Raw genomic sequence first — 11,211 nt, 5'->3', positions numbered from 1 at the left:
AGCAGCTAGCGCACACCTTGTCAAGGGGTTTTCGGAAAAAAGTGCGATTTTTTTGCTTTTTTGAAAGATCAGTAATTTATTGAACTCAAATGAACATATCCTGTTTCAGGTTCGATGGAAACCGTAAAATTTCCGTCACTACTTTTAAAAACGATATCGCATGTATTGGAAAGCAGATCACCCAGTCCTACACTATTGTCCATTGTTGATGTGGCATTCATATAGTATGGTCTTCCAGTATTGTCGAAATATATCCGACTTGTACTGCCACCCGTTGTATCGATTGTGTTTCCGCAAATATTGATTTCTTCCATTCCATATTTATGGGTCAAATCAAGTTGTTCCATATAGGAAGAAGTATATGTACTATTTCCGGTCAATTTTCTTTTTGTAGCTGGATCTGTAACAATTTCATCCGTCGTAGGAGTAGAAGTGCTATTTTTGTTTTTGTCGTAATAGATAGTATATATCAGGTGTTTATCACCTGAATTGTCATGGTGAAAAAATACCTGATATCTGGATCTAAACCAATTTTGGTCATCTGGTTTAAACCTATCATCGATCATGGCGAGATGCTGTGTGTAACGTATATGGGAAATAATCTGGTCCGCTGCTTCACGCAATTGACTGTCGGAAAAGCGAGGAATCATCACAACTGACAATATAGCCACTACTACAATGACCAATATCAGTTCTAACATAGTGAAGGCTTTTTTCATGAAAGAACCTCGGGTATAACTGGTTTTTACCAATTATACCACAAGGCAGAAGAAGAGAGAGTTACTTGATTTCCTCGGCAGGCTTGACGTCGTAGAGGATGTCATCCATAGGATGGCGGTACATCGGCATCGCCAGGCGTTTTTCATCGAGAACGTGTCCGATGAATCCGATGGTGCGTCCGAGAATGAAGAAGGAGTTGAGTGTACCGCTTTCGATAAATTCGTCGATCTCCTGCTCGGTGTATCCGAGTGCACGCCACATATCGACCATCAGAATACCGATGGTTCCGTCGACGTTGAGGATAAGATTGTCTTTTTTCGAAGTCGTCAACTGCTCGACTTCCAAAGCGTATTCGAGCAGCGATGTGCTCGGGAAATACTCGTTGGCATATTTTTTGAGCCCTTCGACACGCTTGTCCGGGTTTCGCAGGGACTTGATACGGTGACCGATTCCAGGAATCGGAATACCCTGTTTTTTCATATAGGCCAGGAACTCCTGGGGTGTCATGTTGTTGTCATTGGCGTATTTGAAATATTTCGCTGCACCGTCGATCGCGCCACCGAACCTGGGACCGATAGTCAGAAGTCCCGTAACAAGTGATTCGACGACAGATTTGCCGGCACGCGCGGTGACTTTGGCGTTGTGGGCACCGGAGACCGCAGGACCGTGATCTGCAACCGTTTTGATGACCGTTTCAATGAAATCTGTCGCCCATTTCGGATAGACTTTTTTGAACCAGAGAAGGCTGACGACATCCCCGATGCTTTTACCGGTATCGGGAGTCGCTACGGAGCTGATCGGATATCCGGCATAGGTCGCTTCTTCACCGCGGTCGTCACTGATGGTACAGATGAAGTTTTTCGGCTTGCGTACTTTCGGAATTTCACGAACTTCGGGCTCTTCGATCTCCTGAATGACACCCTGTTTTTTCAGATCTGTGTATACCTGATGGATCGTCTGAGGCAGATCGTTGAAGCTGTTGGGCACATGAATACCCGCTTCACGCATCGCAGCGTTTTTCGCTTCAGCCGTTTCACGCTCGGCATTCGCACTCGCGCCTGCGTGTCCGAACTGTACTCCGCTGCTGAAGTGTTTGGCGATGGTACCGATACACCATGCGATGATCGGCTTCTTGATCTTGCCGGATTTGACAGCTTCGATCACTTTGTACTCTTCCGTACCTCCCACTTCACCCAGAAGAATCATATATTTGACATCCGGATTCTCTTCCATACGCAGGAGGTGATCGATAAAGACCGATCCTACGAAACGGTCACCACCGATCGCAACACCTTCGGCGATACCGTCTGCATTGAGTGCGATGATGTTACAAAGTTCGTTGAACAGACCTCCGGATCGTGTCACCAGACCCGCGCTACCGGCTCTGTGGAGTTTGGAGTTGATGATGTTTTCGATGGTACCACCGATGTTCGCGATTTTGAATGCACCGGGGGTAATCGCACCGACGGTAGCCGGCCCGATGACCAGTGTTCCGTTGTCTCGTGCACGCTGATTCATGATACGAGCCATTCTTTCGGGGATACCTTCCGCCGTCACCATGATGGTCCGGAACTGTTTGCCCAGATCCAACGCTTCCATCGTCACATCGTAGGCGGTACGGAATGACGCGAAGTTCAGAAGTACATCGGCGTTTTTGTGCTCTGCGACCGCATCCGGCGTCGACCGGTAGAGCGGGACCATGATTTCGTCCGGTCCGTAGAAAAACTTCTCAAACTTGTTGGAGCTCGTCGGTGCGACGATCGCCGCGACGGAAGGCTTCTCCCGACCGATCACATAGTCGTAGTCGAGCATACGCTGAATCGCGCTCTTGTTGTTGTTCCAGAAAATCGCTTGTGTGTCTTTTGTAAAAAGTCTGCTGCTCATCTTCTATCTCCCTTACTTCTCAAGTGCCATACGTACGATATCGGTTACGTGAGTATCCGGTCCGTAGACTTCCATATAGAGTCCAAGTCGCTCGGCTGCCTCTTTGATATCTTTAAGACCTTTTTCATAGTTCGGTCCACCGCGTCGTACATAGATTTTCGTGTTGTGTGCTTTCAGTTTGTCGGCATACTTTTCAAGTGCCTTGATGATTCCTGTAAAGGTTTTCGCGACATCCGTGAAGTTGGCGATCGCACCGCCGATGATCAGGATCTTTCCTCGCGGATCTTCGTAGCGGGTCATCAGATCGAAAATGGTTTCGGCATAGAACTGTGTTTCGCTCTCCGTCGGGCCTCCGGAGTACTCGCCGTAGTTGGCCAGATCTTTGACACCTGCGAGATCGGCGATGGTATCGGCATAGACGACCGACGCACCACCACCTGCGACCATCGTCCAGATGCGTCCTTCGGGGTTGAGGATCGTCAGTTTCAACGATGCGCCCGATTTGGCATCGGCTTCGGCGATCGCTTTCTCCTCGGGTGACATATCTTCCATTCCAAACGGTGTCGGGAACTCGATATCTCCCCATTTGTCTTTCATCAGGAATCCCGCCGTATCGTCGAGTCGTGCGACGAGGTCCAGAATGTGCGCATCGTTGCCGATCATGACAATCGGGTTGATTTCAAGGTATGCGAAGTTGAGATCGCGGTAGAATTTGAAGAACTGGATAGCGAATGATGCGAATCTCTCTTTCGCTTCATCGGGAATTCCATCAGGAACGTTGGCATGGACCGCACGCTCCATTTCGTTCTCGCTCATGTTGATGGGGATACGGACTTCGTTGACCTTCTCTTCCCATCCTTCTTCGACTTCCATACCGCCTTCGGCAGACATGTAGAGCACGTCGTCGTTGTCGACGACCGTCGCGGAAATGTAGTATTCCTGATCCTGTGTGTGCGGAGTGAACGGCTCGACGATGAAGTGTGTGAGCATACCTTTCTGACCGGAAAGCAGCGTCACTTCGTGGCTCTGCTTCTCTTCGATCCACTTGGCGGCATCCTCGAGTGTGACATCGCCCGGTTTTTCGACTTTGAAAAGAACCAGTCCGTTTTTCCCGCGTTTACCGAAAAGCATGTCCGGTTTTACGACGAGGGGCTCCTGGGTCAGCCATTCAAATCCATGTTCTTTCGCTTTTTCGCGCAACTCGTCCGCACTGGTTACCAGTACAGATTTGAAATCGTAGTGAAAGCCATCGAAATATTCGTTCCAATGTTTGGCGAAAATGGCTTTACCGTCATACTCACGTATCGCTTTTTGAGCCATCACAACTCCTTATGATTTTTATTTCATGAGTTTAGCACTATTTTTTAAAATGAAAGCTTTGAAGCTTCAAACTCGGAAGGAAAAAAGTTTAGTTGTTTATTTTTGAAACATAACATGTGTCGATAATTTTATTTTTGTATCGAATCGTTACGCTTTCACAGCCGTTACACGGTTTTTTCGTCAACTGCAATTTTTTGCCCGATGCGATTCCGTAATATCGAAACTGAAATGCCAATACACTCTTTTCGACTCCGATTTCACGGATACCACGTTTTTTCAGCTCCATGGCACACCAGTAGGGAATATAGAAAGGTGCCGCGAAATGCTTCTGGGGATGGTGCAGCACGAGAAAGAGAGGTTTGTGAAACAGAAGTACGAGGGTGTTTATGGTCAGAACGAAAAAGACGATACCGGCCATATGGAGATACTTTTTCCTGAATTGCGGTAGCCGGACCCTAAACGACTGGTAAAAGAGCTTGACCATCATCGGGATCGCGACGATAACATAGGGTGCGAAATCCTCGATGGGGATCCTCTGCCTCAGGGAGATGATGAGCGAAAGAACAAGTACGGTAAAACTGATGTGCCAAATGATGTTTTTGTCGCCTTTGAGAAGGATACGGTACATGGCATAGAAAAAGTAGAGAAAAACGAGAGGGGAAAAGATGGCGGCGTACAGGCCGATGGTATCGGCGAAATAGTTTACCGGCTTTCCGTGCATGTCGATACCGTACATACTGATCGAAATCCCGAAAAGCAGAATCGTAACGACAAGCAGCGGAATCTCCCTGCGCCAGAGAGCATAGGTGAAAAGAGCGAAATAGAGAATGACACAGCTTTTGTCTACGAACAGAAGCAGCGGCAGCAAAAGATATGCCCATAATTTTTTTCTTTTCAGATATAGCAGTAAAAAAGCCTGATAGAGAGCCAGAATAAGTCCTGTCGATGTAGCCAGAACAGCGGAGCTTACGATACCCGGAAGCAAGAGAAAGATCACGAAGGATGTAAACACCGAAACGTCGTCTTTCAGAACAACTCTGGAGAGGTTGTAGAAAAGAAACAGATTGAGAAGATGCAAAAGAAGAAAAGGTATTCTGATGTTGATAAAATCGAGTGAAGGCCACAGATTTTTTCCAAAATGCATCAGCATCGAAACGATATTCGGTTCGCCGAAAAAGATTTTCGCTTCATGGGGTCCGATGGGCAGCCCCCATGCCACCCAGATCAGAACGACCAGATGGACAAAAAGGAGGATCGAAACGAAAAGTCTGAGACGTGACATCAGAGTTTCAGGAAATTGTCCAGCATCAGATGGCCGTGTTCGCTCATGATCGATTCGGGATGAAACTGCACGCCATAGACAGGATACCCCTCGATTTCCAGTGCCATGATTTCATGATCGTCGTGGCTGTATGCTGTGGTGACGATCCGTTCAGGAAGAGATTCCTTTTCGACCACGAGAGAGTGGTAGCGTGTCGCCGTGAAAGTGTCGGGCATAAATCTGAATATGGGAGACTCGATATGCACTTCCATCGTCGAGGTTTTGCCGTGCATCAGATTTTTGGCACGAACCACTTTGCCTCCGAAAGCCTGGGCGATCGTCTGGTGCCCAAGGCAGATGCCGAAAATCGGAGTGTCTTTGTGGAACTCTTTCACCACATCCAGGCTCACACCCGCTTCGTTGGGAGTCGCGGGCCCCGGGGAGATGATGATTTTTTCGGGATGCAGCGCACGTATCTCCTCGACACTCATTTCATCGTTGCGAATCACCTTCAGATCCGCTCCCAATTCCAGGCAGTACTGGACGATGTTGTAGGTGAAACTGTCGTAATTGTCGATCATCAATACCATTTTCTTGTTTCCTTCAATTCGTTTCTATCTTCTCTATCGCACCCCGAAGCGCCTCTTTTCCGTAAGGAGAGTTTTCGGCCGTCGGAAAGACCTCTTTTTCCGGGTCGAAAAGTATGAGCCTGGCATCCTGCCCGACTTCGATCCTTCCCAGTTTCTCGCCAAGCCCCGCAACCTCCGCCGGATGTGTCGCCGTCAATGCCGCGAGCATGGAGAAATCTGCAAAACCCTGCTCTATCAACCGTGTATAGAAGAGAGGCAGAAAATCGGAAAGTCCGTCGATACCATACGCTGCTTCGGCGAATACCGCATCCTTGGCAGTTTTGGAAACGGGTGAGTGAAGTGACGTCACCATATCGATTTCGCCGCGCTTGAGACTCTCCAGCAGTTCCGATCGGCTCTTTTCATCGCGAAGAGGAGGAAAGATTTTGCCGGATGTGGCGTAATTGTCGCATGCTCTGTCATCAAGCAGCAGATGATGCAGGGAAACCTGCGACCTCAACCAGGGGTTTTCCCGGCATATTCGGATCGTTTCCGGCGTGGAGGCACCCAGGATCACCGTCTCCACTTCATAGGCTTTGGCAAACTCTCCGATACGGGCCACCTGGGAAAATTCGCTCAGAGAGGGGATGCCGGAGAGCCCGAGACGGCTCGACACTTCCCCTTCATGCATGACACCGTCTCCCTGCAGGGCCGGATCGTTGGCACGGCAGAAGAGTCTGACGCCGTGCATTCTGGCATACTCCATCAGACGCCGGATCAGATTGCCGTCGATATGGCTTTCGAACTCGATCCCCACCGCCCCCTCTTTCAGAAGGATCGAACAGTCGCTGAGACCACCCTCCTCCCTGACTCCGGAGAGAAGCGGAAGTATTTCGGCTTCGGGGCAGAGTTCCGCCTGGGACTTGGCGAACTCCAGCGTGATCTCGTTGTCGATACGCGGCAGCGACAACGAGGAGACGACGACGGTTCCGAAGCCGTTTCTGTAGGCTTTTTTCGCAAGTTTCTGCAGCGTACCGCCGCGCAGTCTGCCGTCGAGTACCCCTACCCCGATATCGACCAGAGCCGGAAGCAGATAGCGTCCGGCGGCATCTTTCACATTCTCGCCGTCCAGATCGCTGCCGATCTGTGCAATGACACCGTTTTCGATGCGCAGATCACCTTCCACGACCCCCTCGGGCGTTACGATTTTCGCGTTTTTGATCACCATGCCGACAACCTTGGTAGTTTTATGATTCGGTCCGATTATAGTCTAAAGCGTGTAAAATTCCGGTAAGTCAGGAGAGAAGTCTCAAAAACTCCTCCGGAGATTTGTAACCGGATATCCGTTTTTCTTTTAATTCCCTGCCCTTTTCGAAGAAGAGAACGGCCGGCGGACCGAAGATGCCGAAGTGTTTCATCATCGCTTTCTCTTCCGGCGTGTTGCGTGTCACGTCCACCTGATAGAGGGCATACCCTTTCAGCGCTTCAACGACACGGGGATCTTTGAAGGTATTCTCCTCGAGCTCCTTGCAGCTGACGCACCAGTCGGCTCTGAAATCGACCATGACGGGCCTGTCGCTCTTTTCTATCTTTTCGAGCAGTTCGTCGAGCCTCGAGACAGGCTCGAAACGGAGTTTGCCGGATGGAAGTGCTGCCGAGACGGAACGTGTCCGGAGCGTTTCGAGAGGATCGAGAGGATTGGCCGCACCCGTGAAGGCACCGAAAAGAAGCATCGCGCCATAGAGCAGAAACACGACGCCCATGCCTTTGAACAAGGCGTTCCAGGAGCGCTTTTCACCCAGGGGTTCGAGGGCACCCATATAGACGGCACTTACGATGAAAAGCACCGCCCAAAGCCCCATGGCCACACTCTCGGGCACGATGCGCGAGAGCATCCAGATCGCGACGCCCAGCATCACGACACCGAAAATCTCGCTCACCAGCGTCATCCATCCGCCGGGGCGAGGCATGAACTTTCCGGCACCTGTGCCGATGAGAAGAAGCGGCACGCCCATACCGAAACTCATCACGAAAAGCGCCGCACCGCCCAGCAGCGCGTCACCCGTCTGCCCGATATAGATGAGGGCTCCGGCCAGAGGCGGCGCCACGCAGGGCCCGACGATGAGGGCCGAAAGGAAGCCCATGACCGCGACACCGGCCAGCCCTCCCTTTTTCCCCGCTTCGTCGCTGGTACGGCTGAGCCGGCTCTGCCAGGAGGCCGGCAGCTGCAGTTCGTAGAACCCGAACATCGAAAAGGCGAGCGCCACGAAAAGAAGAGAAAAGAGGGAGATCACCCACGGGTTCTGAAGCGCCGCCTGGATATTGGCTCCGAAAAGTCCGGCGAAGACCCCGGCTATCGTATAGGTGACGGCCATCGAAAAGACATAGACCAAAGAGAGCCAGAAACCCCTTTTGGCCGTCATGCCCTCACCCTGGGCCACGATGATCGACGAGAGTATCGGAATCATCGGAAAGACGCAGGGCGTCAAAGCCAGCAGCAGACCGAAACCGAAAAAGGTGAGCAGGACGATCCCGAAGCTTTTCGATTTCAGTGTGGAGGCGATCGACTCCTCCTCCGAAAGGGAGGGGGCGGACGTGCGCTTCGCTTCTCCAGAAGTCTCACCTCCAGAGAGTTCGAACCGGTACTTTTTCGTGACGGGCGGATAGCAGAAACCTTTGTCCGAACATCCCTGATAGACCGCCGTCAGCTCCACCTCTTTGGCCCCGCCTTTCACCTCCAGCGGCAGATCGACTTCGAAATGTCCCGTATAGACTTCGTCGCCGAACTCGTCCTTCTGACCCGGCGGCAGCGTGTAACGTTTCAAAGAGACTTTGTCCGCGGGCGCCACGGAAAATTTCAGGCCTTCCCTGCTCAGATGCACATGATCGGCGATATCGATGGCAAAACGGATATGCGTCCCGTCGATCTTCGCCGACGGCCGGAAGGCTTCGTCCACACCCAACGCCCCGGCGATCATCAGAACCGGCAGTATCAACAATCCTATCCATCTAACCATGCGCGTATCCTCCCGGGTTTCTATAGGTGCCCTATAAATAATGGACTCCATTAAACCACACTTCACGTAAATTTTCGGTAAACCCGAATGGTAATCTGCCGCTTTAAATCAAGTCATAAACTCTCTTCGCTACTATCGGAAGAAAAAAGGCCCAAACATGCCGAACCGACTCATTCACGAAGACTCCCCCTACCTTCAGCAGCACGCCCACAATCCCGTCGACTGGTGGCCCTGGTGCGACGAAGCCTTCGAAAAAGCTTTGAGGGAAAACAAGCCCATTTTCCTCTCCATCGGCTACTCCAGCTGCCACTGGTGCCACGTGATGGAGAGGGAGGTGTTCGAAGACGAAAAGATCGCCGAATATCTAAACGCCCATTTCGTCTCCATCAAAGTGGACCGGGAAGAGCGCCCCGACATCGACAAATACTATCAGAACGTCCATCTGCTTCTCAATCAGCGCCCCGGGGGCTGGCCTCTGAGCATCTTCATGACGCCTGAGCGCAAACCCTTTTTCGCCGGCACCTACATCCCGCCCGTACGCAAATACAACATGATGGGTTTTTTGGAGCTGATCGAGGTGATCCACGAAAAGTGGAACCGCTCGCCGGAAGAGATCGTCAAAAACGCCGAGGAGATCCAGCGTTTTCTGGCACCCGGGGAGGGACCCGTCAAAGCGACCAGACTGGAGCTCTCTCTCATCGACCGGACCGTCTCCCAGGCGCAGGAGAGTTTCGATCCCGAATGGGGCGGCTTCTCCAAAGCCCCGAAGTTCCCCCACGCCTCCACCCTCGACCTGCTTCTGGACATCCACGGCCTCACCGGCCGGCCGGAACCTCTCGAAATGGCGACGACCACGCTGAAGAATATGGCCAGAGGCGGCCTCTACGATCTCGTGGACGGGGGATTTTGCCGCTACAGCACCGACGATGCGTGGCTGGTGCCCCACTTCGAAAAGATGACCTACGACAACGCCCTTTTGTGCGCCACTTACCTGAAAGCCTACCGGGTGACGGGGGAAACCTTCTATCGAGACATCGCCGAAGATATCATTCTCTTCATGAAAGAGAAGATGTCCCATGACCGTCTTTTCTACGCCGCCAGCGACGCCGATACGGAGGGCGTGGAGGGGAAATATTTCGTCTACGGATACGAAGAGGTGATGGAAGCCCTGCAAAAGGGCGGTTTCGCGAAAGAGGAGGCCGAAGAGATATGCCGAAACCTCTCCATCACACCGAAAGGCAATTTCGAAGGAAAGTGCATCGTACGGTTGCGAAACGATGAGCGGCCCGAATGGTGGCCGAAAGTCCGCGCGATCCTCAAAAGCCTGAGAGAAACGAGAACCTACCCCTTCATCGACCGGAAGATCATCACCGCCTGGAACGCGATGATGATCAAAGCCCTCTTCCTCGCCGCCGAAACCGATGCGAAACATCTCGGCGACGCACGGGAGAGTCTCGAAGCGCTGATAAGTCTGATGCGACGCGACACGACACTTTTTCACAGTGCTTTGGCGGGCAAAGAACCCACGATCGAAGCCTTTCTGGAGGATTACGCCTATCTGTGCGACGCGCTGCTGCAGGCCTACCGGACCACACTGGACGAAATGTGGCTCGTCGAAGCACAGCGTCTGGCTGAGGAAGCCGTCGATCGCTTCCATGAAAACGGCAAATGGTATTTCAGCCGGGGAGAGTTCGAGACGGAAGCGGACATCGCCGACACCAGCTACCCCTCCAGCGCCGCCGTGATGACCGACGTGCTGCTGACCCTCGGTTCGCTGATCGACGAGCGGTATGCGGAAATCGCCTTCAAAAGCCTGGAGTACCGCTCCGTCAAAATCGCACGGCAACCCATCTACCATCCCACTTTCGCCACCGCCGCGATCCGCTGGCTCAAGGAGGATATAGTCGTCAAATCCCTCCCCAACCGTCTGGCTAAAGCCAAACCCGTCATCGACGCCCTCCCCTATCCCTGGATTCTCTACAAAGGCGCCGTGGAACCGGACTATCTCATCTGCGGACGCAGAAGCTGTTTCGCCGCCGTCAAAACCCCCGAGGCGGCGGCGGAAGCGATCAAAAAGGCGACTTGAAAAAGCGTTATATATTTGGATATACTACGGTCATCTCGCCAGGAGGATCCGTCGTATGTTTTTTTCCGACCAGGAGATCGACCGCTTCATCGAGGAGGATCTCCCCTACTTCGACCTGACCACCGAAACGCTGGGGATCGGCTCCCAAACGGGACGTATGCGTTTTCGCTGCCGCGAAGGCTGCGTGGCCGCCGCCACCGAAGAGGCGGCGCGGATCCTCGAAAAGCTGGGCGCGCGCGTGCTTGCCTTCGTCCCTTCGGGTGAAAGTGTCGAAAAAGAGACGATTCTCCTGGAGGCCGAGGGAGAGGCCAAAGCGCTCCATCAGGGGTGGAAAGTGTGCCAGAACCTTCTCGA

General features: G+C 52.2%; 9 protein-coding genes. 2 read left to right on the top strand and 7 right to left on the bottom strand.

What is annotated here, in order from left to right:
• Window positions 1-68: 68 nt before the first annotated feature.
• The 7 genes from Q1K23_RS03775 to dsbD form a co-directional block, all read right to left on the bottom strand.
• Window positions 69-719: a type II secretion system protein gene (locus tag Q1K23_RS03775; RefSeq protein ID WP_300362599.1), complete on the bottom strand. Its 651-nt coding sequence runs from the start codon at window positions 717-719 to the stop codon at window positions 69-71.
• A 61-nt stretch (window positions 720-780) separates the two neighbouring features.
• Entirely contained in the window at window positions 781-2,604 is a 1,824-nt protein-coding gene (locus Q1K23_RS03770) for a citrate/2-methylcitrate synthase (RefSeq protein ID WP_300362598.1), read from the bottom strand.
• A 12-nt stretch (window positions 2,605-2,616) separates the two neighbouring features.
• Window positions 2,617-3,924 (bottom strand): ATP citrate lyase citrate-binding domain-containing protein, encoded by a 1,308-nt coding sequence (locus tag Q1K23_RS03765; RefSeq protein ID WP_300362597.1) that lies wholly within the window; start codon window positions 3,922-3,924, stop codon window positions 2,617-2,619.
• Between the two features lie 88 nt (window positions 3,925-4,012).
• Window positions 4,013-5,206 (bottom strand): hypothetical protein, encoded by a 1,194-nt coding sequence (locus Q1K23_RS03760; protein WP_300362596.1) that lies wholly within the window; start codon window positions 5,204-5,206, stop codon window positions 4,013-4,015.
• On the bottom strand, window positions 5,206-5,775 hold the full coding sequence (locus tag Q1K23_RS03755) for an aminodeoxychorismate/anthranilate synthase component II (RefSeq protein ID WP_300362595.1): 570 nt from the start codon (window positions 5,773-5,775) through the stop codon (window positions 5,206-5,208). The genes Q1K23_RS03760 and Q1K23_RS03755 overlap by 1 nt, the downstream gene beginning before the upstream one ends.
• A gap of 13 nt (window positions 5,776-5,788) precedes the next feature.
• Window positions 5,789-6,982, bottom strand: coding sequence for an amidohydrolase family protein (locus Q1K23_RS03750; protein WP_300362593.1), 1,194 nt, complete (start codon window positions 6,980-6,982; stop codon window positions 5,789-5,791).
• Between the two features lie 67 nt (window positions 6,983-7,049).
• Window positions 7,050-8,771 carry a protein-disulfide reductase DsbD gene (gene dsbD / locus Q1K23_RS03745; protein WP_300362591.1) on the bottom strand — a complete coding sequence of 574 codons (1,722 nt, stop codon included), beginning with the start codon at window positions 8,769-8,771 and terminating at the stop codon, window positions 7,050-7,052.
• A gap of 157 nt (window positions 8,772-8,928) precedes the next feature.
• Between dsbD and Q1K23_RS03740 the strand changes: the two genes are divergently transcribed.
• Entirely contained in the window at window positions 8,929-10,857 is a 1,929-nt protein-coding gene (locus tag Q1K23_RS03740) for a thioredoxin domain-containing protein (RefSeq protein WP_300362590.1), read from the top strand.
• A 55-nt stretch (window positions 10,858-10,912) separates the two neighbouring features.
• Window positions 10,913-11,211, top strand: a 299-nt coding sequence (locus Q1K23_RS03735; protein WP_300362588.1) for a hypothetical protein, incomplete at its 3' end; no start/stop codon positions are given.

Origin of the sequence: Hydrogenimonas sp. (genome assembly GCF_029933015.1) — a bacterium.
In the GTDB taxonomy this organism is placed as follows: domain Bacteria; phylum Campylobacterota; class Campylobacteria; order Campylobacterales; family Hydrogenimonadaceae; genus Hydrogenimonas.
This window is presented reverse-complemented; position numbering and strand designations above follow the sequence as displayed.